Source organism: Rhodococcus sp. BP-332 (assembly GCF_019836065.1).
Lineage (GTDB): Bacteria > Actinomycetota > Actinomycetes > Mycobacteriales > Mycobacteriaceae > Rhodococcoides.
Map to the genome: position 1 here is coordinate 462532 of NZ_JABUEC010000004.1, position 23204 is coordinate 485735.

The 23204-nt window shown below is 67.7% G+C and carries 20 protein-coding genes and 1 pseudogene; 8 read left to right on the forward strand and 13 right to left on the reverse strand.

Annotated elements, in window-relative coordinates:
- Positions 1 to 36 precede the first annotated feature (36 nt).
- Together HQ314_RS17520 and HQ314_RS17525 are read right to left on the reverse strand one after the other, a co-directional pair.
- Positions 37 to 849 carry an SDR family oxidoreductase gene (locus tag HQ314_RS17520; protein ID WP_222650724.1) on the reverse strand — a complete coding sequence of 271 codons (813 nt, stop codon included), beginning with the start codon at positions 847 to 849 and terminating at the stop codon, positions 37 to 39.
- Between the two features lie 17 nt (positions 850 to 866).
- Positions 867 to 2612 (reverse strand): bifunctional diguanylate cyclase/phosphodiesterase, encoded by a 1746-nt coding sequence (locus HQ314_RS17525; RefSeq protein WP_222650725.1) that lies wholly within the window; start codon positions 2610 to 2612, stop codon positions 867 to 869.
- A gap of 304 nt (positions 2613 to 2916) precedes the next feature.
- On the opposite strand from HQ314_RS17525, the gene HQ314_RS17530 reads away from it, so the two are divergent.
- From HQ314_RS17530 to HQ314_RS17540, 3 genes are read left to right on the forward strand one after another with little or no spacing between them, the layout of a single operon-like run.
- Positions 2917 to 3888 carry a diiron oxygenase gene (locus tag HQ314_RS17530; protein ID WP_222650726.1) on the forward strand — a complete coding sequence of 324 codons (972 nt, stop codon included), beginning with the start codon at positions 2917 to 2919 and terminating at the stop codon, positions 3886 to 3888.
- Positions 3889 to 3892: 4 nt separating this feature from the next.
- Positions 3893 to 5545 carry an FAD-dependent oxidoreductase gene (locus HQ314_RS17535; RefSeq protein WP_222650727.1) on the forward strand — a complete coding sequence of 551 codons (1653 nt, stop codon included), beginning with the start codon at positions 3893 to 3895 and terminating at the stop codon, positions 5543 to 5545.
- Positions 5546 to 5559: 14 nt separating this feature from the next.
- Positions 5560 to 6261 carry a TetR/AcrR family transcriptional regulator gene (locus HQ314_RS17540; RefSeq protein WP_222650728.1) on the forward strand — a complete coding sequence of 234 codons (702 nt, stop codon included), beginning with the start codon at positions 5560 to 5562 and terminating at the stop codon, positions 6259 to 6261.
- Between the two features lie 51 nt (positions 6262 to 6312).
- Here HQ314_RS17540 and HQ314_RS17545 read toward each other — a convergent pair whose 3' ends face one another.
- Complete coding sequence (locus HQ314_RS17545) at positions 6313 to 6669, reverse strand: hypothetical protein (protein WP_222650729.1); 357 nt, start codon at positions 6667 to 6669, stop codon at positions 6313 to 6315.
- A gap of 251 nt (positions 6670 to 6920) precedes the next feature.
- On the opposite strand from HQ314_RS17545, the gene HQ314_RS17550 reads away from it, so the two are divergent.
- On the forward strand, positions 6921 to 7559 hold the full coding sequence (locus HQ314_RS17550; RefSeq protein ID WP_222650730.1) for a DUF6226 family protein: 639 nt from the start codon (positions 6921 to 6923) through the stop codon (positions 7557 to 7559).
- Positions 7560 to 7634: 75 nt separating this feature from the next.
- Positions 7635 to 8473: pseudogene (locus tag HQ314_RS17555) on the forward strand (DUF72 domain-containing protein).
- Here HQ314_RS17555 and HQ314_RS17560 read toward each other — a convergent pair.
- On the reverse strand, positions 8440 to 9876 hold the full coding sequence (locus tag HQ314_RS17560) for an HNH endonuclease signature motif containing protein (RefSeq protein ID WP_222650731.1): 1437 nt from the start codon (positions 9874 to 9876) through the stop codon (positions 8440 to 8442). The pseudogene HQ314_RS17555 and the gene HQ314_RS17560 sit on opposite strands and share 34 nt — an antisense overlap.
- Positions 9877 to 10356: 480 nt before the next feature.
- Here HQ314_RS17560 and HQ314_RS17565 point away from each other — a divergent pair, with 480 nt between their 5' ends.
- The gene (locus tag HQ314_RS17565) at positions 10357 to 10527 is read left to right on the forward strand and encodes a hypothetical protein (RefSeq protein ID WP_222650732.1); all 171 of its coding nucleotides are present in this window, start codon (positions 10357 to 10359) and stop codon (positions 10525 to 10527) included.
- Between the two features lie 75 nt (positions 10528 to 10602).
- Here the strand turns inward: HQ314_RS17565 and HQ314_RS17570 are convergent, their stop codons facing one another.
- From HQ314_RS17570 to HQ314_RS17605, 8 genes are read right to left on the reverse strand one after another with little or no spacing between them, the layout of a single operon-like run.
- Positions 10603 to 12093 (reverse strand): cellulase family glycosylhydrolase, encoded by a 1491-nt coding sequence (locus HQ314_RS17570; protein ID WP_222650733.1) that lies wholly within the window; start codon positions 12091 to 12093, stop codon positions 10603 to 10605.
- Positions 12090 to 13319 (reverse strand): acyltransferase, encoded by a 1230-nt coding sequence (locus tag HQ314_RS17575; protein WP_027506357.1) that lies wholly within the window; start codon positions 13317 to 13319, stop codon positions 12090 to 12092. The genes HQ314_RS17570 and HQ314_RS17575 overlap by 4 nt, the downstream gene beginning before the upstream one ends.
- Positions 13316 to 14716 (reverse strand): O-antigen ligase family protein, encoded by a 1401-nt coding sequence (locus tag HQ314_RS21800; protein WP_222650734.1) that lies wholly within the window; start codon positions 14714 to 14716, stop codon positions 13316 to 13318. The genes HQ314_RS17575 and HQ314_RS21800 overlap by 4 nt, the downstream gene beginning before the upstream one ends.
- Entirely contained in the window at positions 14713 to 15825 is a 1113-nt protein-coding gene (locus tag HQ314_RS17585; RefSeq protein WP_222650735.1) for a glycosyltransferase family 4 protein, read from the reverse strand. The genes HQ314_RS21800 and HQ314_RS17585 overlap by 4 nt, the downstream gene beginning before the upstream one ends.
- Entirely contained in the window at positions 15822 to 17000 is a 1179-nt protein-coding gene (locus HQ314_RS17590) for a hypothetical protein (protein ID WP_222650736.1), read from the reverse strand. The genes HQ314_RS17585 and HQ314_RS17590 overlap by 4 nt, the downstream gene beginning before the upstream one ends.
- A complete protein-coding gene (locus tag HQ314_RS17595) occupies positions 16997 to 18106 on the reverse strand; it encodes a glycosyltransferase family 1 protein (protein WP_222650737.1) in 1110 nt (369 codons plus the stop codon). Before HQ314_RS17595 ends, HQ314_RS17590 begins: the two co-directional genes overlap by 4 nt.
- 11 nt (positions 18107 to 18117) lie before the next feature.
- Complete coding sequence (locus tag HQ314_RS17600; RefSeq protein ID WP_051613483.1) at positions 18118 to 18666, reverse strand: acyltransferase; 549 nt, start codon at positions 18664 to 18666, stop codon at positions 18118 to 18120.
- On the reverse strand, positions 18663 to 19658 hold the full coding sequence (locus HQ314_RS17605; RefSeq protein ID WP_222650738.1) for a GDP-mannose 4,6-dehydratase: 996 nt from the start codon (positions 19656 to 19658) through the stop codon (positions 18663 to 18665). The genes HQ314_RS17600 and HQ314_RS17605 overlap by 4 nt, the downstream gene beginning before the upstream one ends.
- A gap of 252 nt (positions 19659 to 19910) precedes the next feature.
- Between HQ314_RS17605 and HQ314_RS17610 the strand changes: the two genes are divergently transcribed.
- A complete protein-coding gene (locus HQ314_RS17610; RefSeq protein WP_222650739.1) occupies positions 19911 to 21263 on the forward strand; it encodes a polysaccharide biosynthesis tyrosine autokinase in 1353 nt (450 codons plus the stop codon).
- On the opposite strand, the gene HQ314_RS17615 is transcribed toward HQ314_RS17610, so the two are convergent.
- A complete protein-coding gene (locus HQ314_RS17615) occupies positions 21233 to 21817 on the reverse strand; it encodes an acyltransferase (protein ID WP_261781770.1) in 585 nt (194 codons plus the stop codon). The two genes, HQ314_RS17610 and HQ314_RS17615, sit on opposite strands and share 31 nt — an antisense overlap.
- 256 nt (positions 21818 to 22073) lie before the next feature.
- On the opposite strand from HQ314_RS17615, the gene HQ314_RS17620 reads away from it, so the two are divergent.
- On the forward strand, positions 22074 to 23108 hold the full coding sequence (locus tag HQ314_RS17620) for a glycosyltransferase (RefSeq protein WP_222650740.1): 1035 nt from the start codon (positions 22074 to 22076) through the stop codon (positions 23106 to 23108).
- Positions 23109 to 23204 lie beyond the last annotated feature (96 nt).

Here is a 23204-nt window from a genome sequence, read left to right on the forward strand (position 1 = left end):
GACCCCGATGGCCCTGCAGTGCAGGGCCATCGGACGTCACACGCTCCGCCACGCGTCGTCCTTCGCGAACTGGACGGCCTGCGGCCCCATCAGGGCCATGCCGCCGTCCACGACGAGGGAGGCGCCCGTCATGTACGACGACGTCGGGCCGGCGAGGAACGCGACGACGGAGGCGATCTCCCGTGCGTCGCCGGTACGCCCGAGCGGGACACCCGGCCGGGGGTTGCTCTCGGGGTTTTCGTCGGTCTGACCGGTCATCGGTGTCGAGATCTCACCCGGCGCAACCGAGTTGACGGTGATGCCGTACTGCGCGAGCTCGATCGCCATCACCTGCGTCAGTCCGCCGAGACCGGCCTTCGCGGCGCAGTACGGTGCAGCACCGACCTTGGGCAGGTGTTCGTGCACGCTGGTGACATTGACGATGCGCCCGCCGTGGCCCTGCTCCACCATCAGCCGTGCGGCGTGCTGGCCACACAGGAACGCCCCGTCGACGTCGACCGACAGCACCGTGCGCCACGAGTCGAAGTCCAGGTCGAGGAACGAGGTGGCGGTGCCTGTGCCGGAGCAGTTCACCAGCACGTCGATCCCGCCGAGCTCACTGGCCAGCGAGTCCACGGCGAACGGGGCGCCCGGGAGGTCGGTCAGGTCCATGTGGGCACTGAACCCGCTGCACCCGAGCGCGCGGATCTCCGCGACGGTGGCCTCGGCGCCCTCGCGGTCGCGGTTGTAGGTCACCCCGACGTCGAGGCCGCCGCCGGCCAACGCGACGGCCACCGCGCGGCCGATGCCGGAGTCGCCGCCGGTCACGACGGCGGTGCGGGGAACGAAGTCGGAACCGGGTGTCGTCATGGCCTGGCCATACCCGCTCAGAGGGCGTTCATGCCGTCCTGACGGCTCAGGATCGGAGTGGAGGTGGGACGCCCCAGCAGGAACCCCTGCACCATGTCGGCACCGAGGCTGCGCGCCGACTCCAGCTCCTGCGGCGTCTCGATGCCCTCGTACACGCATTCCGCACCGATGGCGGCCGCGAAGGTGGTGAGGGCGCTGGCGGCGGCGCGGCGCATGGGGTCGGTGTCGATGCCGCGCACGATCGAGGCGTCGAGCTTGAGGACGTCGGGCTTGATCTCGACGAGCTGACGGAGACCGGAGTAGCCGGCCCCGACGTCGTCGACGGAGATGGACAGGCCCTCGTCGCGCAGATGATCGAGCGCGGCGCCGAGTGCGGTGTAGTCGCTGACCAGGTCGTGCTCGGTGATCTCGACGACGACGCGTCGGCACTCGGCGGCCTCGTCGAGAATCGGCACCAGGTCGGTGGCGACGATGGTGGTCGCCGAGACGTTGACGGCGAGGAAGACGTCGGTGGGGAGGTCTCGGGACGCCGCGACGGCGCGTCGGACAGCAGCGAGCTCCAGCGGGATCTGCAGGCCGTCGGCGGCCGCGTCGAGGAACCAGCTCTGGGTGGTGCCGTGCCCGGAAGGGAAGCGGGACAACGCTTCGTAGCCCATGACCCGACCCGTCGACACCGACAATACGGGTTGGAAGACGATGGCGGGCCCGCCGTCCGCGATCAGCTCGGCGACGTGGTGGTTGCTGCGCGGAGCCACGGCGTCGCCGTACTGCAGGAACGCGGCGGCGGTGAGGGTCTTGCCGAGCGCGACGGTCACGGTGGTGCGGTAGTCGACCGGCACGGTGGAACTGGTGCACGTCATGCTGACGGTGGCGCTGCGCAGGCGGGTCGACTCCACCAGTACGCGTGCCGCGGCGAGCCGCTCGGCCACGTCGTCCGCGGAACCGAGCCATACACAGGCGAATTCGCCCGGTTGGGTTCGGGCGACGATGGCGTCGGGAAACGCGTCCGTGAGCAGACTCGACGTCTCGGCGACCAGGTCGTGGCTCGTGGCGCGGCCGAGGCGTCGCTCGATCTGCACGAAGTCCCGGAGATGGACGACGGCCGCGCCCAGGGTCTGCTCGACTCCGCGGGGAACATCGAACCGGGCGACGGCGCCGTCGAGGCCGCGTCGGTTGAGCAGGCCGCTGACGCTGTCGCGTCGGCTGTTCTCGAGCTTGTCGGTGAGGAAGTCGACGTGCATCTTGAGCAGGATCGGCACGATGACCGCAGTGAGCAGGGTGAGCGCACGCGACAGAACGAGCCAGCCGGGGACACCGTCGTGTACCGAGAGCACGGACAGCACGACGAGGATCGCCGCGGCGAAGGCCAGCTGGGCCGTCAGGATCCGCCCGGAGACGTACACACCCGCGAACAACGACACCAGCATCAGTAGGACAACGCCGGGAAGGGCGTCGAACGGCGAGCGGGAGGCGAACAGAACGACGGTGATGCCGATGTCGGCGTAGACGACGAAAGGGATCGAGTAGCGGAGGTTCCGCCCGTAGAGGTAGATGAGCAACGCGGACGGAAGAGTGGTCAGCGCCGCCACGGCGACGATGACGAAGGACGTCCTGTCGAACTGCGGTGACAGACCCCAGGTGATCCCGGCCAGGCCCACGATGATGACCAGCGTCAACACGACGAGACGCATCGCAGGCACGCTCGGGTACTCGAGGCGTGCCGCGGCGTGGTCGGCGGTCGGGATCGGACGTACGGGCAACACACACTCTCGTTCGTCGAGCCGCGTCGACCCCCGACGAACGATGCGGCAGTGAGGAGAAGGACAGGTCGAGTTCTCGGTATTCGGAGCTGCGGTTCGCAAGGACGGGCAAACGGTACCCGATGATCGAAGAATAGATGCCGAGTGAATGCAACAACCGAGAATGGCCTGATTTCGGCCACGATGACAACGTTCGTTGTACCAATTCGCGACGGCTCACTGCTTGCGTGGTACACCGAGTTGCAGTAACTTTTACTGCAACAGCCTGTCGCACCAAGTCGGCCCGGCACTCACGGAGGTTTACGCCATGACGATCACATCCGACACGCGCTCCGAGTACGAGCAGACGCTGCGCACCCTGTCCGAAGCGTCCGTTCACCAGCACTTCGATGCCTTCCTCGACATCCCCTGGGACGATCCGCACTACGAGATCGTGGCCGACGATCCCCGCTGGGTGCTCCCGGCAGCCGATCCGCTGGGCAACACCGAGTGGTACCGGTCGCTGCCTCTCGATCGGCAGATCGCGGTCGGGATGTACCGGCAGGCCAACATCCTCAAGGTGGGTCTGCAGTTCGAGCAGGTGCTCATCGCCGGCATCATGAACTACGCGCTGCGGCTCCCGAACGGCTCGCCGGAGTTCCGCTACTCCACGCACGAGGCGACGGAGGAGTGCCACCACACCCAGATGTTCCAGGAGCTGGTGAACCGGATCGGTGTCGCCGTGCCCGGTGGCCCGAGGTGGTTCCGCAAGGCCGGCCCTCTTCTTCCCCTCTTCGCGGGCCCGCTGCCGTTCGGCTTCTTCGTCGGAGTGCTGGCCGGCGAGGAGCCCATCGACCATGCGCAGAAGTCGATCCTGCGCGCCGGTGCATCGCAGCACCCGTTGATGACGCGCATCATGCAGATCCACGTCGCCGAGGAGGCGCGGCACATCGGCTTCGCGCACCAGTACCTGGAGCACCGCGCGCCCAAACTGTCCCGACGTCAGCGGTTCGCGATGTCCATCGCGACGCCGATCATCATGCGCGTGCTGTGCGACGTCATCATGAAGCCCAGCAAGCAGGTGCAGCGCGAGCTCGGAATCCCGCCCGAGGTGGTGCGTGAGGTGTGGTGGGACAACGAGGCCTCCGCGAAGACGTTGCGCGACATGTTCGGTGACGTCCGCAAGCTGTCCGAGGACATGGGCCTGATGAACCGCGTCTCGAAGCGTCTGTGGACGAGTCTGCGTATCGACGGACGCCCGTCGCGGTTCCGCAGCGAGCCCGCCTCCGCCGCGGCCTGATTCGATGCCCCACGTCGTCACCGGGACGTGCTGCGCCGACGCGTCCTGCGTCCTCGCGTGCCCGGTCAACTGCATCCACCCCGCGCCGGGGGAGCCCGGGTTCGGAACCACCGACATGCTGTTCATCGACCCGGCGACATGCGTGGGATGCAGTGCCTGTGTGACGGCGTGCCCGGTGGGCGCGATCGTCCCCGACACGAAGCTGACCATCGAGACGGCTCCGTACGCGGCCCTCAACGCGGAGTACTTCGAGCGGTCTCCGCACGCGGACCGCACTCCGCTGGCTCTCGTTGCGCCGCAACGACGTCTGCGCCGCGGTGGCCCGTTCCGCGTCGCGGTGATCGGTGCCGGGCCTGCCGGTCTGTATACCGCGGACGAGCTGCTCAAGCATCCCGAGGTGGCGTCGGTCGACGTCTACGACAAGCTCCACACTCCGCACGGCCTGGTGCGGCACGGCGTCGCACCCGACCACGCGACCACCAAGAAGGTCACCGACCTCTTCGAGGCGATCGAGAACGAGCCCGGCTTCCGCTACGTGCTGGGCGCCGAGGTGGGAACGACCGTCACTGTGGCGCAACTGCAGTCGGTCTACCACGCGGTGGTGTTCGCCGTCGGCGCGTCGTCCGACCGCACGCTCGGCATTCCCGGTGAGAACCTGACGGGCTCCGTGGCGGCCACAGACGTCGTCGGCTGGTACAACGGCCATCCCGACCATCGGGACGCCGCCGTCACGCTCGATCACCAGCGCGCCGTCGTCGTCGGCAACGGCAACGTCGCCCTCGACGTCGCGCGCATGCTCACCCGCGACACCGAATGGCTATCGGAGAAAACGGACATCGCGCCGCACGCTCTCGACCAGCTGCGGGGTTCTCAGATCCGAGAGGTGCAGATCCTCGGCCGACGCGGACCGGCCGACGCGGCCTTCACCGTGCCCGAGCTGATGGGTCTCGCGGCACTCACCGATGTCGACGTCATCGTCGAGGCGGATCCTGCGCAGCTGCAGGGTGACGATCAGCGGAGTCGCCTGCTCGCGGAGCTGGCTGCTCGGCCGCGATCGACGGACGCCACGCGCCGTCGCATCGTGCTCACGTTCGCGGTATCGCCGGTGGAGATCCTGGGAGAGGACGGCCGGGTGAGCGGCGTCCGCGTCGCCCGTAACGACCTGGTCGAGGGTGCTGACGGTGCCGTCGTCGCCGTCCCGACGTCCGACGAGTACGTCCTCGACGCCGGCCTGGTGGTGCGGTCGGTCGGCTTCCGCGGTGTCGGTCTGCCCGGGCTCCCGTTCGACGAGCGCACGGGCACCGTGCCGAACGATCGCGGGCGGGTGGCGCCGGGTGTGTTCGTCGTCGGGTGGATCAAGCGCGGTTCGCGCGGCTTCATCGGCACGAACAAGACCTGTGCGCAGGAGACGGTGGAGGCAGTGCTCGACCACCTGGACTCCGACATCACCGAGCCGCACCACACGCCCGACGAGTTGATCGCAGCAGCGATCCCGCGGGCGGGTGACCTGGCGGCATGGCGCCGGCTGGATGCGGAGGAGCTCGCTCTCGGTCGACGGAACGGTCGGCCGCGCGTGAAGATCGTCGATCGGCTCGATCAGGAGGCCGTCGCGGCACGTGTGAACGTCAGGGCTCCGCGGAGACTACTGCGTACGTGAGATGCTTCGGTGCGATGAGCACCGAGCGCACCACCTCCGGTGACGGCCGGAGGCGACGGTGGGATCAGCACAACGCCGACCGCCGCCGTCAGGTGATCGCCGCTGCCCTCGACGTGCTCGAGCGGGGCGTGCATCCGGGGGAGTGGGTCACGGCGCAGCAGATCGCCGACGAGGCGCGCATCCATCGCACCGGCATCTACCGTTACTTCGCCGACAGGGCTGACCTCGACGTCGCCATCCAGCGCACCATCTGTGAGCAGCTGGAACACACCCTGACGGCGTCGGTGACACTCGTGGGTCTGCCACGCTCGGTGGTGCAACGGGTGGTCGACTCGTACGTGCGCTGGGTGGTGGCCCATCCCACCTGGACGTACGTCATCGAGCAGAACGTCACCGGATCGTCCGAATCACCGCTGCAGAGCACCATCGCCCGCGTCGCCGAGAAGATCGAGGTGGCCGTCGGCGGATTCCTCGCTCTCGTCGACGCCGACCTGGGCGACGAGGACCTGCGCCTGGTCGGACCGTGGGTGTCGAGCCTCATCTCCGGCTGCGTCGGCGCGGTGAGAACGTGGCGCGCACAGGAGGATTCGGTCGATCTCGACACGTTCGCCGCCTTCCTCGCCGACACCATCTGGCTGCAGATCACGGGTCTCGGCGCGTCGCGGGGGATCACGATCCCGAACGTGCCACTCGAGCGGGTGCTGGACAGTCCCTGATCCCTGGCGTCATGGTGGCTCTCGCACGCTCCCATTCACCGCACCGGTCGGTCACTGCCCGTAGGTATGGCGAAGGTTGCCATTGATCAGCCTGTCGATGCGCTTGCGCATGCTGCGAACGGCGTCGTGGTCCGGGCGTGGTGGGTCGAGGAGCAATGTCCATCGGAGACTCGTTCCAGTGCCGTCGTCCGCCAGGTCGAAGCGAATGAGGGCATCAGGTCTCGCCGGCCAGAGCGACGACCACACGATCAGCGACGGCGATTCGGACTCGATGACACGCGGAAGCGTCTCGTCGTCGAGCAGGTGCAACCACGGCCGTCTGGTCTCTCGACCCGGATGCACGAGATCGTCGAAGACCACATGTCGAGGCGGTGGCTGGTTCTTCCGTCGGGTCACGACCTCGTCCATGCACCGAACCGTACGGTGTCGACGGCATCGTGAAAAACAGTTTTTCGAGCACCGGAATGCTTGTCACACTGGACCGATGTGGGGCCCCGATCTCGAGTACGTCGACGAATGGACGTTTCCGCTGCTCCCCGACTCCGGAATGGGTGCGCCCACCTAGATGGTCGACGCGGGTGTCGCGGTGTGGCGCGATCCCCGCACCGACCGGGCGGTAGCACCGATAGGACTGCTCGCAGCGAGAGAGGATGACTGACGTGAGTTCGTACGTACGCCCCACGATCGAGGAGCCGGTGTTCCGTGACTCCGACGGTCGGGTCATCGACTACGGGAACCTGTGGGCCGACTCTCCGCCGGAGAGTGCCTATTCCGTGACCGAACACCCGGAACGCTATGCGCCACTTCATGTGATCGCGGATGCCCTCATCGAGCACCTACGCGACACCTACGACGTCGAGATCGACGAGGGTCCGGAGGCGATTGCGGAGTTGGTTCGCCCGCATCGCGACACGACTCGTGCTGTTCGAATCCGACCGAGCGATTCCGACTGCGCGACACTGACACTGATCTTCACGTCCTACCCCGGGATCGGGATGCACGCTGGTCTGCTGCACGATTTCTACTTCCCGAGCTGCGGGTGCGACGCGTGCGACTCGACCTGGCAGGACGAAGCCGACGGCCTCGAGCGTCAGGTGTTCGCGGTCGTGAACGGCAGCTATCAGGAGAGTGTGAAGCGCGGGTTCCGTCCGATGGTCGGGTACTCATTCACCTTTCCCGACGGCGCGAGCTCGGGGCGGACCGGCGCCGGCGATATCCCCGCAGCGCGTCTCGACGCTGCGGATCGCACTCTTCGAGCACTTCCTGACGGCTGGGCCGCCTGGCCACCGCGACCGTGATCGCACCAGGCCCATGTGTCGCAGCTCGGTGTGCGGGTATCTGCTGACAAAGGCCGAGAGGACGGGAGGTAGCCGATGGAACTGCGCATCGGCATCTCCGGCTGGCGCTATGCGGGCTGGCGGGGCGACTTCTACCCCGCGGGGCTGGCGCAGCGCCGCGAGCTCGAGTACGCCTCCCGCGCACTGACCTCCATCGAGATCAACGGCTCGTTCTACTCCCTGCAGCGGCCGTCGAGTTACCAGCGCTGGCGTGCGGAGACACCCGAGGGCTTCGTGTTCGCGGTGAAGGGGCCGCGCTTCGTCACGCACATGAAGAAGCTGGTGGGGGTGGACGCGGCGCTGGGCAACTTCTTCGCGTCGGGTGTTCTCGCGCTGGGGCCACGGCTCGGGCCGATCCTGTGGCAGCTGCCGGCCACGTTCCGTTTCGACGCCACGAGAATGGCCGACTTCTTCGCGCTGCTGCCGCGGTCGACGACGGAGGCCGCTCGGCTGGGGGAGAAGCACGACGACAAGCTCGCCGACGACCGCGTGTTCCTGGACGTCGACGAGGACCGGCCGCTGCGGCACTGCCTCGAGGTGCGGCATCCGAGCTTCGACTGACCGGAGGCGTACGAGCTGATGCGGGCACACGACATCGGGTGCGTCGTGGCCGACTCGGCCGGGAAGTTCCCGATGCTCACCGAGGTGACCAGCGACGTGGTCTACGTCCGGTTGCACGGCGACACGGAGCTGTACACGAGTGGGTACTCCGACGAGGCGCTCGGCCGGTGGGCCGAGCGCATCGGTGAGTGGCGCGCTGCGAAGCGAGACGTGTACGTCTACTTCGACAACGACGCGAAGGGCTTCGACCGTGGGATGCCCTGCGACTCATCGAGATGACTCAGGCCGCCGGCTCGTCGTCCTCCCACAGATAGTCCTGTGGGTGGTGATAGTGGTTCACCCGGCCCGTCCTCGACGGGTCGATGAGGGCAGGTGGGTGCCACAGAGTGCGCCCGGCGTGGGGATGGCCTGGTGGCGCTGTGGTGGTGGACCATCCGAGCGCTCCGTCATGGACCATCGGATGGTGCATGTCGCACACGAAGGTGAGCGACTCGATGTCGGTGGGCCCGCCGTCCTGCCATTCGTGGATGTGGTGCGCCTGCGTGGCGACGGCGGGGCGATCGCATCCCGGTGCGGTGCAACCACGATCGGTGGCCATGAGGACGAGGCGCTGGTCCTCACTGGCGATGCGGCGGGTGCGGCCGAAGTGGAGTGGTCTGCCGTCGTCGTCGCCGAAGACAGCGAGGTAGTGATCGGCGTGCGACCCCATGCGGATGACGTCGCGGATCGGCATGGTGGAACCCGTTGCGGTGGTGGCCAGTCCGGTGCCTCGGATCAGGTCCTCGAGACGGGCGACGATGATGACCTTGACCGGCACACCGCGGTGCTTGCCGAGATCGTCGGAGGACAGTGTGTCGCGTAGCAGCAGCTTGAGGGCGTCGTGCCGTCGTTGCGGTGTGGTCCGGGTGTCGCGCTGGCGGGTCTCGTCGTCCGGTTCTCCGATGACGGGCGCGCGTGTGTCCTCGGGATTGCCCACCCCGGGCGACGCGTACTTGCTGTTGTAGGCATCGAGGTAAGCCGCGGTCTCGGGATCGAGAACGAACCTGCCGCTGCGCATCCCGTCGCTGTCCTGCTTGCCCATGAAGATGCCGCGCTTGCGGACGCGCTCCGGCGGGAGCTCGAACTCGCCTTCCTCGACGATGTGCGCGGTGATGCGCTCGGCGAGCGCCGTGAGCTCCGCGGGACGCACCTCGCGCGCCGCGTCGGCCAGGTGACGCTCTGCGTGGGCGCGGGTGTCTGCATCCACAGCGGCAGGGAGGTTCTTGTCGAACTTCCTGATCACCTTCACGTGGGCCGGGTCGATGGCACCCTCGCGCAGCGCCGCGGCGGTGGCGGGCAGCTCGGGTTCCATGACGTCGCCCAGCAGGGTGGTCCTGTTGCCGAGCTGGGCGGCCACGGACAGTCGCGCCACAGCGGCTGCGCGATCGATGGTGAGGAGTTGAGCCAGCGCATCGGCGTTGTGCGCTCCGGTCTCCTCGAAGCCGCGCTGCTGGACGAGCTCGGCCAGCCACACGTGCGCCTGCGCCTGCCGCGACCGCGTCACCTTCTCGTCCCGCACCAGAAGGGCGAGACGGTCGGCCGTCCCGATGTGCTGAGTGTCGTAGGCCGCGATGCGGCGCGTCAGCTCCTCCTGCGCAGCGACGAGCTGGGCGAGAACGGGGTCGCCGATGGAGCCGTCGTCATGACGACCATCCCCTGCGTTTCCCCCCGAAAACATGCCTCACAGTACCGCGACCCACCGACATAAATCGAACGTGTGTTCGATTTGCCTACATGCGCGCAAGTGGGCCGAATTCAGAGAAGGCCGTGGCTGATGCAGAGAAACAGCAACACGAGAAAAGCGACGAAGCTGACACCGACGGAACTGACTTGTCCGAGCGTCGGTTTATCGGGCGCAACAATGCGCGAACGTCGTCTGACCATGCGGAAAGTATGGCCATCCGCTGTTTCCGCTGCAAGTCATCCCGCGATCTCATCCGACTCGTCCTCGGCGTCGAAGAACTCGAAACACGCCTGAACAGGCCGAGTGCACGGAAGCGTCGTTGACCCCGTCCTTCGATCGAATGACAGGCTCTGTGGTGCGGATCGCGTACCGAAGACGCCCGTGGTGGCGCTTCGAACCCCGCCGAGAAACGTTCTCAATGGTTTCATTGCCATTTCTGGTCACATTTCCGAATTTCGGTGTCACACTCGTGCGATGTGGTGGATCGTCTACGGCATCGGCGCCGTCTGGGTTGTCGCAGCCCTGGTCATCGGCGTCGTCATGGGCCGTGCCATTCACAATGCGGACATCGAGGACGGGGCTCGCATTCTGCGCGAGGAGACGCCTCTGAACCGCAATCCCCGGACGCCCGTCACGCTCGAATAGCGGCCCGTGAAACGGTGTCGCAATGTCCAGCAACGGCGACGTCAGCGGAAACCCGGCGCAGCGCGCCCAGCCGCGTCACCGGTCGCGCACCACCACTGCCCCGTCCGTCGGGTTCCACAGGATGCGGCCGGACTCGAAGTCCACGACGCGCTGACCGTCGGGCGCCTCGTACTCCCCGGTGACCGGGAACCCGAGCTCCGGCCGCCACTGATCGAGGATCGCGCCGACTACGGCCCACGTGCCGAACCGCGGATCGGAGAACACCCGGAACCCGCCGTCGGCCAGCAGGTCCTGGTATCCGTCGTGGAACGGGCCCGCCGGAACGAGCCCCGTGGTGCGGGCGATGTCGGCGACCCCCGGCGGCGAGGTGAGCCAGCCGCTCGAAGTCGAGTACAGGCTGCCGTGGGTGTACTGGCGGCCCGAGCCCGCGGGGAGTGCGAAGACCGGGCCCCACGGCTCGCCCAAGTCGGAGGGTGCGGCGGCGTCGAACCGGTTCGCGATGTCGCGCTGGGGCAGCCCCGCCGCGGCCAGTGCGGCCAACTGTCCGTAGACGGGTTTGGGTACGAAGGCATCGTCGAGCACGCCGAAGCGTGCCTCCGGATCGGGGGACAGGCTGTCGCCGTCACGGACGGTGTAGACGTAGAACGGCCCGCCGTACGGCACCTCGCCCCACTGCTGCGCCGACTCCACGATGAGCCGCGCCTGCGTGTCCGCGTCCACGCCGGTGTCGGGCGCGCCGTACTCGGTGATCCAGATGCGTGCCGCCGCATCCCCGTGCGCCACCATCGTCTGCCGCATCCTGATGATTTGCTGCACAGCCGAATTGGGGTACAGGCCGCCGTCGGCGAGGGTGGTGCCGTAGTCGTATGCGTGGTACGAGAGCGCGTGGAACGACCCGGCCGCACCGGCGTCGTACATACCCACGAGGAACTCGTTCGAGTCCATCCGGCCGTCGGTGGTGTCCGTGTTGCCCAGTGCCCCGGCCACGACGACGGCGTCGGGATCGGACGCGGTGACGGCGGTGAAGGCGGACCGCAGCATGGCGGTGTACCGGGCGGGGTCGGGGTTCGGCCAGAAGAACAGTCGGCCGTTCGGCTCGTTCCAGATCTCGTAGGTCGACACCCGCCCGCGATACCGATCGGCGACGACGCCCGCGAACGCGCCGTACTCCTGCGGGTTCCGGGGAGCCGCTGCGGCGAGGTCGGAGAACCCGATGGCCGCCCACGCCGGTGTCGTGGTCAGCGTGGCCACCACGTCCAGGCCGGCCGCCCTGGCAGCGTCGACCACCCGATCGGAGGGTCGCCAGTCGTACTGACCCCGAGCAGGTTCGGCGAAGCGCCACGAGACGTCGATACGAACCGATGTCGCCCCCCCGTCGCGGACCGCGGCCATCGTCCGCGAGACGTCCGCGTCGTCGGCCCACAGGATGGACGACCCGGTGGAGTAGCCGAGTACTCGGGGAGGCGCCTGGAGTTTCTCGGGCACGGGCGTCGCACTCCGGTCCCGCGTGCACCCGGCCGCCGCCACTGCCGCGGCCGCGAGCACGAGGAACCCCCGTCGGTTCACGTGGTACGTCCGGCTCGCCATCGCATCATCGGTCGTTCCACCAGGTAGTACGTCAGCGACCCGAGCGCCACCGTCAGAGACATGACCAGCACGAATCCCCACACGAGACCGAGTGCGGTGGGCGGGATGGGAATCCCCGCACGGCCGACCAGGACCAGAACGGGGTAGTGCCACAGATAGGAGGACAGGGAGACCATGCCGAGATACTTGAGCGGCGCCCAGTCGGTCATCCTCGCGAGGCGGGAGTCCTCGCCGCGGCCGAGAGGCGCGACGATCGCGAGAATGGAGGCGCACGAGGCGATCGCGAACACCGAGGAGATGTAGCGAGATCCGAGCGCGAACAACAGCATCGAGCCGGACAGCGCCAGGACGGCGATGCTGAGGAGAACCGCCGACAACCGCGACGTCGACAAGCGGGAGAAGGCTCCCCGGGCGATCGCGGCGTAGACGACGGCCGCCACCATGCCCCAGGCGAAGTGGTCAGCGAGAGCGAGGAAGCTGCGCGAGAACACCGCGACCCAGTTCGGTCCCCAGTACTGCTCGAGCGGTGGGAGGCCGCTCGCGTGCTGCAGCCTGCCGACGATGGTGTTGGCGATCAGCCCGAGCGCGATGAGCGCCACCGCGGGGATCAGCGCGGTCACGAGGGGTCGCCGGCCGCCGCGGCCGAACCGGAAGAGCAGGAAGCCCGCTATCGGTAGAACGAGGTAGAAGCCCCACTCGGTGCTCAGCGACCAGGAGGGATTGATTCCGGTCTGCAGAGTGCTGGGAAAGTACGACTGGGTCAGCGTCAGGTGCGCCAGGAGGGGGAGCGGCGCGGTGATGGTGCCGGTGCCGTCGGCGGAATGATCCCAGCCGCTCGTCACGGGATTCACCACGTAGCCGGCGCCCAGGACGAAGTTCACGATCAGGAAGATGACGATGTAGGCGGGAAACACCCGTCGGACGCGGGCGACGAAGTAGCGCTTCGTGTTCGGGAACGCTGCCCCGTCGGCGAAGCGCGTGACGTACGGAAGGTAGAGCAGGAACCCGGACAGCGCGAAGAAGAACGTGAGGGCCTGGCCCAGGAAGTCGATCCGCGTCGACGCGACGATGTTCGGGGTGTGCACCACGGCCACGTGGGCGAGGACGACGCAGATCGCGGCGACACCGCGGGGGCCTTCCAGCCCGGCGATCCAGGCCTTCCGCTGGGTCGGCGGTGCGGTGACGGGAGCGGGAGTATCGGTCACCGTGGAACCTCCTGCAGTCGAGCATGATCGGGTTCGACGGCGCTGTCGTCCGAGAGGGGTGTCGGGTTGACGGTGAGCAGAGCGAGGAAGACCGAGAACACCATCGTGACGATCGGATTGGTGACCACCGGGAAGTCCAGTTGCAGTGCGACGAGCAGGAATCCGATGAAGGCCGCACCGATCACGCCGGCCTGCCAGTGCGTCGACGAGCGCATCCGTCGGTACGCGATGACCAGCGCGGCCAGCAGCAGCGCGAGGAACACGACGCCGACGATGATGCCCCCGCGATAGAGCGTCAGCAACGGGGTGTTGGCGACGTAGTTAGCGTTGTAGCCGGCCACCTCGTCGATGAGCTCGAGGGCACCCCACCCGCGCCCGAAGAGCCAATGCCCGTCCATCGATGGAAGGAAGTTCGCGAGTGCGCGGGCCCTGTCGTCAGTTCCGCGGTCGGACGAGCCGAAGCTGGACAGGAACCGCGCGTTGACGGCGGGGATGGCGAGTGCGACAGCCGCGCCCAGCAGCGTGGCCGCCACGACGATCACGCGGGTCCGTGTCCGCAGTCGTTGGAACGCGAGGTACACCGCCAGCGCGACGATCACCGACAGGATGGCCGAGCGCGACAGGGTCGCCATCAGCGCCAGTCCGATGACGGCACTCGACACGATGCGGATCCACCCGCGGGTCAACGCCAACGCGAGGGCGAAGCCGAGGAACAGAAAGATGCCCGCCACGTTCGGGTCGATGTAGGTGCCGGCCAACCGACGGATGGACGTGCCGCCCACCTCGAACCAGCGCAGCGTGGTGCCGATGGTCCCGGTGTTCCCGTACCCGATGGGGGACAGGACGGAGATCGCGGTCCCGGTGCGGTCGAAGAACAGGATCAGGAGGGAGGCGCCGCCACCCATCGCCGCGCCGCACACATAGGACAGGCCGAAGCGGCGCAGGTCGACCGCATCGAGTCGGAGCAGCGGGAAGATCAGTGACGTCGCCACTGCCCATTTGAGGAACTCGGTGACATGGACTCCGCTGGTGGCGCTCTGGGTGACCGAGGCGAACGAGACGAGCAGGAGCAGCGCCACCATCACGTCGAGGCTGCGCACCCGCAAGACAGGGGGCGGGTGGGTGAGCATCGCGGCCCACACCGCGACCGCGAGGAGCAGCACCGCGGGTCCCGCGCCGGGAATCACCGCGAACGGGATGCCACCGAGCGTGAATCCCAGTGCGGCATAAACGAATTTCGGTGAGGCAAGGGTGACCGTCACGCCGACCACCATGCCGATCAGGCCCACCGCGAGCAGCCGGGCGGCGCTGGTGCTCGAGCCGGACAGCAGGCCCACCGCGACGGCCACACCGGCGCCGAGGATGCCCACCAGGAGAGACGCTCCGCGGGGGGTCACGGCGCCAACCACTCCTGCACCGCGCGGTGCGGTGCGCCCTCGTTCCAACGGTCGGCGTTGGCTCGGTAGAGGGAGTCGCCGTCGGCCACCGCGGCCGAACGGTCGAGCAGGTAGCGCCGGCAGCGCTGCACGAACTCGTGCTTGTCGTCGATGCCGTCGATTCCCAGGACGGGTCCGAGCGATCCGACGGCCGCGGTGGTGCCGACGACGGGCATGCCCCGGCTGGCCGCGTCGAGGATCTTCACCCGGACTCCGCCGCCGGTGACGATGGGCGCGACCATGGCGCGGCTGGTCGAGAGGAACGCGTCCAGGTCGTCGACGAAGCCCAGATCCTCCACACCGGGCGGCAGCGGTACGGGCCGGCCGGGTCCGCGCGAGCCGACGATGCGCAGTTCCGCACCGTCGATGCCGCGGGCGATGTCCGGCCACCACGTCAGCAGCCGTTCGAACGCTTCCTGGTTGGGCGACCACTGGCGGTCGCCGAGGAACACCAGTCGAGGGCCGGACTCGCCGATGTCCACCTGCGTCTTCGGGGGCAGTGTCAGATCCAGCCAGTGCGCTCGCCGCACCCCGTGATCGGAGTAGAACTGCGCCTCCTCCGCGTCGTACGTCCCGACGGAGTAGGCCTGCCGCGCGACGCGGAGCTCGTCGCGCACGATGCGGTGCGAGTCGACCCGGCCGAGCACTCCCCGAGTGGCCTTCCACACCAACGTCTCCGACACGACGGTGCTCACCGCAAGGATGGGGTCTCCGTGTCGACGGGTATGTGCCCGCGAGGAGTGCAGGAACGCCTCGGCCATGTAGCTGTGGTCGGCGACGAAGATGTCGGCGTCGGTGTCGTCCACGGCCTTTACGAGGCTGTCCGAGGTGAAGCGCGTGTGCACCAGACTGCGACGGGTGCGCAGGCTCCGGCTCACCAGTTCGGCCGGGCGCGGAGCCGTCTTGGGAATGCGGACGACGTCGGCCTCCGCCACCTCCGGGCGGCCGGAGAGGCACACGACGGCAACGTCGTACGACGACCGGGCGAGCGTGATCACCAGTTTGGCCATCGTCAGGTCGCCGGTCGACTCGAACCGGGGATCCTTGGCCAGGAGAAATGCCGCTTTCATCGAGTAGCCCTGTCGTGGAGTGGTTCTCGGATGGAGGACGACGCTGCGCCGTGCACGGCGCGGTGGTACATGAACAGCAGGGCCGCCTCGCACACGACACAGGCCACGGCCGCGCCGTACCCGCCGAGCGGGCCCACGAGCAACGCCAGTGCCGCGAGCTTCGCCACCGCCACGGCGACGGTGGCTTTCACCCGCAGGGCGTCGCGCTTCTGCACGAACAGCACCACGATGAACGAGTGGTTGATCGCCCGCGCGACCACGAACAGCGAGAGGATCAGCGTGATGTGGCCGGTGTAGTCGGCGCCGCCCCAGAGCAGGATGCCGACGCCGATGACGGCCATCGACCCACCGGTGAGCAGGCCGACCTTGACGACGTCGCGAAGCGCCGGCGCTCCCGACACGTGACCGCCGACCGCCCGGATCTTCTCGAGGTAGGTGTTGGCATAGTTCTGGCCGATGGTCGAGATGGCCAGTGCCGCCACGAGTGCCACGGAGTAGTAGCCCGCGACCTCGTCGCCCGCGACCCACCCGATCACGACGACGTCGCCCTGCGCGTAGAGGGCGGCGGCGAGAGCCTCGAAGGAGAGCAGCGCGAACTCCTTCGGCCCGCCGGGTGCGGCGGGGGTCCGTCCGGGGACGTACCGGAGGCAGGCGGCCGCCACCACGAGGTAGGGGAGCAGGTACAGGGCCGCGGCTGTCGACAGCGACGGTGCCTCCACCGCATACAGATACGTGGCACCGAGGACGATGCTCGTGATCTGCCGGACCGCGTCGAAGCGCATGGCGACGTCGGGACGTCCCTCCCGGAGCAGGTGGCTCTTCCAGGTGTTGAACAGAAGCTCACCCGCGGCGACGATCACGGCGAAACCCACGACGAACGACGCGGTGAACGCGACGACACCGACCACCGCCACCACCGAGCCGAACAACACGCGGGCGCAGCGTTCCCGCTCGTACCTGGCCTCGTCGAGTCGAAGGGAGCGGACGTAGAACGCGTTGTCGATGCCGGCGTTCACGATGGCAGCCGTCGCCACCGCCACGGCGTACTGCCCGTAGGAGCCGATGCCGAGGGTGTGGATGAGAGCGAACGTCCAGCCGAGCCCGACGAGCCGGCCGCTGTAGTTCCAGAACGACGCCACCCCCGTGCGGAGGAGATGGCTGTCGAGCGCTCTCATCGCGCCGAGTACTCGGCGGCGTCGACGCTCGCCCCGGCGGACCACGCGTCGAGGAAGACGGCCGCACAGTGGGTCATGGCATCGGCTCGCCGTACCGCGTCGACCTGGCGGGTGAGGTCGTCGAGCCGGGCGCCGTCGCGCACCACGTCGAGGACCGCGGCGGCGAGATCGTCGACGCTGTCGACTCCCACGGCGCCTCCGCGCTCCACCGTCTCGGCGAGCGCTCCCTCGGTGATGCAGACGATGGGTGTTCCGTACGCGAACGATCGGGTGACGGCGCTCGAGGCGGGATAGGCCTTGCCGTACGGATTGTGCTTGGAGTAGGGCACCAGCAGCAGTCGGATCGACTCGAAGAAGCGGTCCTCGTCGGGACCGTTGACCTCGCCCACGAGGGTCACACCGTCCATCGCCGGCAGTGCCGCCGTTCCTCGTCCGGCGGCGCGGATGTCGATGTCGACGTCCAGTTCCTCGCGCAGACGGCCGATGAGATCGAAGCCTTTGCCGCGGTAGACATGGCCGAACAATCCGACTGCGAGTGGACGCTCCGCGGGCGGAGTGAGGTCGGGGCGGGCCGGCACGAAGATGCGTGCCGCGACCGGGTGTGACCGGGGAAAGGTACGACGGATGCTGTCGGCGCCCATCGTCGTGAGGGCGAATACGTTGCGCCCCCGCAGTACTCGACGTTGCAGCGCGGTGGTGACGATCCGGAACGGATAGTGGACGGCGTGGTGCAGGAGGCGGTGGCGCCCCACCGACTTGGTCTTGAACGGCCACCACACCGGGTACGGCGGATCGTGCACCGTGGCCGTGACGGTCACCCCGCGCAGCAGCGATGCCCAGAACACCGACAGCGACCCGCCGCTCTGCTCGAAGTGCACGAGGGTGGGGCCCTGCGCCGACGAGGCCTTCACCAGCGCGCGGATCCGTCGCGCATGCGCGAGCACCTCGCGCGCCGTCTCCGCACCCTCGGTCTCGATGCGGTAGTCGACGACGTCGAGGAAGTGCGGGGCGACCTCGGCGAGGAAATCGTCGGCGTAGTCGCCGACGCCGCTGCGGCCGGCAGCAGGCGCGACGTAGACCAGCCGCGTACGGGCGAGATCCACCACGTCGGGTCCCATCAGTAGAGGAGCGGGCGGAAGGTGGGGTGGTAGTCCAACGCGGACGTGCGCTTGCCCAGCGCCGTGGCGGGAACGCCGGCTGCGATCTCCATCTCGCCCACGTCGCGGCGGACCAGCGACGCGGCACCGATCACGGCGCCGGCGCCGATCTCCACGTCCCGCAGCACGGTGGCGCGGCTCGCGATCCACGCGTGGTGTCCCACGTGCACCGGCCCGAGGCGGACACCGAAATCGTCACTGTCGACGTCGTGGTCGCCGGTGATGATGTGGACGTCGGACGCGATCACCACGTCGTCGTCGATGAGGAGACCCCCGCGGGCGTCCAGCAGCACGGACGACCCGATGGACACGTTGTTGCCGATCACCAGCCGTCGGAGCCCGAACGTAGTGGAGCCCAGCATGATCGACGAGCCCGTGCCGATGGTGGCGCCGAAGAAGCGGAGCCACCCCTGACGGAGTGTGTGCGACGGGATGTGGGTGATCAGGAAGTTGAAGACGCGCTCACCCAGTTGTTCCTTGCGCGTGCTCGAGTAGGGCGCGGAGTTCACTGGGCACCGGCCGCGCGCTTGGACTGATCGTCGACGTCGTGCCGCACCATCATGCGGACCAACTCGTCGAAGCCGACCTTGGGGCGCCAGCCGAGTTTGTCGCGAGCTTTGGACGAGTCGCCCACCAGCAGGCTCACTTCTGCCGGCCTGACGAAAGCCGGATTGATATCGACGTGATCGTGCCACTCAGGCACACCGATCTCGTCGAAAGCAATGTCCAGGAGGTCACGAATGGAGTGCGTCTCGCCCGTCGCGATGACGTAGTCGTCCGCCTCGTCCTGTTGGAGCATCAGCCACATCGCCTCCGCGTAGTCGCCGGCGAAGCCCCAGTCACGTTGCGCATCCAGGTTGCCCAGGGTGACTGTGTTCTGTAGACCGAGCTTGATGCGTGCTACCGACTGTGAGATCTTGCGAGTCACGAATTCGGTTCCTCGGTAGGGTGATTCATGATTGAACAACACCCCTGAGCTGGCATGCATCCCGTACGACTCGCGGTAGTTGATCGTCATGTAGTGGCCGTACACCTTGGCTACGCCGTACGGAGAGCGCGGCCAGAAAGGCGTCGATTCCGCCTGCGGCACCTGCTGTGCCTTGCCGAACATCTCCGAGCTGGAGGCCTGGTAGAACCGCACGTCCTGACCCGAGCTGTCCTGGAAGAAGTGGATGGCTTCGAGGATGTTCAACACACCGCCGCCGGTGACGTCGCTGGTCAGTCGTGCGTTCTGCCAGGACGAGGCAACGAAGGACAGGGCGCCCAGGTTGTAGACCTCGTCGGGCTTCGCATGAGCAACTGCACGGATGAGGCTCATGAGATCCAGGAGGTTCCCACTGATCATCTCGACGTAGGGATGGCTCTCGGTGAACAGCTGGGTCCGCAGATTGTTCTGGCCGGCCACCAGGCCGAACACGTCGTACCCCTTCCCGTGCAGCAGTTCGGCGAGGTACATGCCGTCCTGCCCGGTGATTCCTGTGATGAGAGCTCGCTTGGTCAAGACACACCATCGCTTCCGTCAGTCGAGCTCGAGTGTCCGAAACGCCGAACTCCGTCGCGTCGTGCTCATGTACGTCCCCGTAAACGGGGCCATTTCCGGGTATCGCCGTTTCATTCTGTCAGTGCGACTGCGCGAGCGGATGACCATTCTGTGACACCCATGTTGCCCTGCGCTTTTCACTGATCATCCGCATACTATGAGCAATCATTCCCGGCCACAATCGCTGGGTATCTTCCGCGGGGAGAACGGGTCATGGACATACGGGAGTATTTCTCGGCCTGGCGGAGACACTGGGTCACCATCGTGCTGTGCACCGTGCTCGCGGTCGGTGCTGCCGGTGCGGTGTCGGCCCTGTCGCAACCGACCTACGTGGCGACGGCGCGACTCTTCATCTCGACCACCGGTGCGGGCTCCATCAGCGACGCGTATCAGGGCAGCCTGTTCTCCACCGGTCGCGTCGCGTCGTACGCGGGGCTCGCGGTGGGCAAGCAGGTGGCCGAGCGCGCGATCGACGAACTGGGTCTGAACGTTCCTCCGGAGAGCGTGATGTCGAGAGTCACCGCCGCGGCGGTCACGGGATCAGTTCTGCTGGACGTCACAGCCAGTGATTCCGACGCGGCCGCTGCTCGCGACCTGGCCAATGCGGTGGCGTCCCAGACGAGTCAGCTCGTGCAGGAGTTGGAGACGGCACAGGCGGGGCAATTGCCGGCAGCCACCGCCACCGTGGCCGATTTCGCTGATCTCCCGGTCGCTCCCTCGAGTCCCCGCTGGGGTCGCAACCTGGTGTTCGGGCTGTTCGGAGGGTTGATCCTCGGTCTCGCGACGGCGGTGGGTCGCTCGGCCCTCGACTCGACCGTGCACACCGACGACGACATCGCGGCCGGCGCCGCCGGGCCCGTGCTCGGTGTCGTTCCCCGCCAGGAGGACGCGAACGCCGACTCCTTGCTTCTCGGCTCGTCGTTTCCGACGGCGGAGGAAGCGTTCCGCGAGATCCGCACAGCGATCCTCGCGCTCAGAACGGGCACACCGCCGCGGACCATCGTGGTGGCGGCGCCGACGGTGGGGACCGGATCGACGACGGTGGCGGCAGGACTGGCGGCTGCACTGGCGGACACCGGCAGATCGGTGGCCCTCATCGACGCCGACTTCCGCGGCGGGAGGCTCCCAACCCTGTTCGGTATCGGGGGAGTGCCGGGGCTGAGCGAGTTGCTGCGCGGCAAGGCCACACTCGACGACGCCGTGGTGCCCACCGACCGTGACAACCTCAGCATCATCGGTACCGGCGTCGCCACCGAGTCGTCGAGCGCCCTGTTCGGCCGCGTGACGATGAACGAGATGGTCAAGCAACTTCACGAGTACTTCGAGTTCGTCATCATCGACGCACCGCCGGTGCTGTGCTCGGCCGACGCGGCCGTCCTCGCGGGAGTCGCGGACGGCGTCCTGCTGGTGGCGCTTCTGGGGTCGACCACCTCGGCGGATCTGACGCACTCGGTGGGGAAGCTGGGACTGTCCGGCGCGAGTGTCCTGGGGTGCGTGGCCACCAGCCACCGTCGGCGCAGGCTGCACGACGCACCTCAGGTGAGGCGCGGGCTGCCTACCGGGTGATAGTCGAGAGCCGCGTCGCGTGTCCCGATGGGACGAGCAGGGACACCCGCGACGACGGTCCTCGGTGCCACGTCGTCGCGCACGAGCGACGCGGCTCCCACCACTGCACCGGCTCCGACGCGCACTCCGACCACCACCATCGACCGGCTGGCGATCCAGGCGTGGTGGCCGATGACGATGGGGCAGTAGGTGGTACCGAAATCGTCCGAGTCGACGACGTGCTGGCCGCTGATCATCTGCACGTGCGTGTCGATCTCCACGTCGTCGTGGATGGTGACCTGACCCCGCGCGTCGAGCAGGCAGCCTGCACCGATGGCGCAGTGCGCACCGATGACAAGGGAGCGCAGCCCCAGCACTCGGGTGCCCATCCTGATGGTCGTGCCCTCGCCGATGGTGGCCCCGAACAGCCGCAACCAGCTCACGCGGAGCGTGCGTGACGGGATTCGGGTGATCACCAGGTTGTAGAGCCGCTCACCGGCCTGCTCCCGAGCGCCCGTCTGCACGCGGGAGACCCACTGCTTGCGCGAATCGTCCGTCGAGACCGGTGCCGCCATGCCGACAACTATGGCACGAAAATGGACGACTCGTCGTGGTCTGTCACCGTGCGCCCGCAACCTCGAAACAGTCGCAGTGCCGCTTTCCGGCCGGTGTCATCGACCTTATGCGTAAAGTAGCCATGCCTTTTCCATTGTAAGAACGCGAGCGACGCGAACAAACATTGTTCGGCGTGCGAAGAATGGTTCGGGGCGTTATGTTTCGTCTGCACGCGGGTGGGGAGCGTCGTGCCACCCACGACCGAGAAGGTGCGAGATGAAGATCGTGCATGTGTCGGAAGCGTTCGGCGGCGGGCTGCGCAGCGCCATCGTGAACTACGTCCGCGGTGCCGACGCCCACGAGCACCACCTCTTCGTCCGCACCCGCGTGGGGCACGAGACCTTCGACGTGCCGGAGACGGCGGCCGTCCAGACGTTCGACGGCGACCTCATGGCGTTCCTCCGTGACGCACGAAGGTTCATCCTGGACAACGACTTCGACATCGTGCACCTGCATTCGAGCTACGCGGGGCTGCTCCGCGCGATGCTCCCCAAGGGCACCCGCATCGTCTACTCCCCGCACTGCTACGCCATGGAGGAGGGCCACCCGCCCGCCAAGAGGCTCACGTACTGGGCGGTGGAACGCTTCCTCGCCGGCCGCGAGCAGATGCTGATGGCCGTGAGTCCTCGTGAACTGGCCATCGGGCACGATCTGCGACCAAGCATGCCGAGCCGCGAAGTGCCGAACACCGCTACCCCCATGTCCCTCGTCGTGGAGCGCCCGCCCGCGTCGGACCGCCCGTTGGTGGCGATGCTCGGACGGATCGCCGACCAGAAGGACCCGCGCTTCTTCGCCGAGGTGGCCGAGGTGGTGGGCCCGTCGTGCGAGTTCGTGTGGATCGGGTCGGGTGACGAGGGGCGCGAGTGCCTCGAGCGAGCCGGCGTCCACATCACGGGATGGATCGAGCCGGCCGAGGTTCGTCGACTGGTCCAGACCGCGAGCCTTTACCTCCACACCGCTGCGTGGGAAGGGGCTCCGCTGTCCACCCTCGAGGCGGCCGAGATGGGATGCCCGATTCTCAGCCGCTCGATTCCCAGCATGGTGTCGCTCAATTACCCCCTCGCCGGCACCACCCCGGTGGAGATGGCGATCGCCGTCCGGCGCTTCTTCGCCGACCTGGACTACCAGGAGCTCGTGAGGGCGCAGTCGGTGGAGGTGGCGAAGTCCTTCGACTTCGCGCTGATGGCCGGGCGGTTGACCGAGGCGTACGAATTCGCAGAGCGAAGGCTGGGGGCGTCGAGTGCGTTTTGACCTAGGCGCACCCGCGGATGGCACACAACCTCCTCCGGAAACCAGCGCGCCTTCTTCCTAAGGCTCTGACGCGGTCTCCTCCACTGGCTGCTACCG

What these genes read in the sequence shown, in the direction of transcription:
- HQ314_RS17545 (WP_222650729.1), bottom strand. Translation starts at nt 6,669, where the DNA reads ATGGACGAGGTCGTGACCCGACGGAAGAACCAGCCACCGCCTCGACAT.
- HQ314_RS17540 (WP_222650728.1), top strand. Translation starts at nt 5,560, where the DNA reads ATGAGCACCGAGCGCACCACCTCCGGTGACGGCCGGAGGCGACGGTGG.
- HQ314_RS17530 (WP_222650726.1), top strand. Translation starts at nt 2,917, where the DNA reads ATGACGATCACATCCGACACGCGCTCCGAGTACGAGCAGACGCTGCGC.
- HQ314_RS17520 (WP_222650724.1), bottom strand. Translation starts at nt 849, where the DNA reads ATGACGACACCCGGTTCCGACTTCGTTCCCCGCACCGCCGTCGTGACC.
- HQ314_RS17560 (WP_222650731.1), bottom strand. Translation starts at nt 9,876, where the DNA reads ATGTTTTCGGGGGGAAACGCAGGGGATGGTCGTCATGACGACGGCTCC.
- HQ314_RS17610 (WP_222650739.1), top strand. Translation starts at nt 19,911, where the DNA reads ATGGACATACGGGAGTATTTCTCGGCCTGGCGGAGACACTGGGTCACC.
- HQ314_RS17590 (WP_222650736.1), bottom strand. Translation starts at nt 17,000, where the DNA reads ATGAGAGCGCTCGACAGCCATCTCCTCCGCACGGGGGTGGCGTCGTTC.
- HQ314_RS17620 (WP_222650740.1), top strand. Translation starts at nt 22,074, where the DNA reads ATGAAGATCGTGCATGTGTCGGAAGCGTTCGGCGGCGGGCTGCGCAGC.
- HQ314_RS17535 (WP_222650727.1), top strand. Translation starts at nt 3,893, where the DNA reads ATGCCCCACGTCGTCACCGGGACGTGCTGCGCCGACGCGTCCTGCGTC.
- HQ314_RS17615 (WP_261781770.1), bottom strand. Translation starts at nt 21,817, where the DNA reads ATGGCGGCACCGGTCTCGACGGACGATTCGCGCAAGCAGTGGGTCTCC.
- HQ314_RS17565 (WP_222650732.1), top strand. Translation starts at nt 10,357, where the DNA reads ATGTGGTGGATCGTCTACGGCATCGGCGCCGTCTGGGTTGTCGCAGCC.
- HQ314_RS17585 (WP_222650735.1), bottom strand. Translation starts at nt 15,825, where the DNA reads ATGAAAGCGGCATTTCTCCTGGCCAAGGATCCCCGGTTCGAGTCGACC.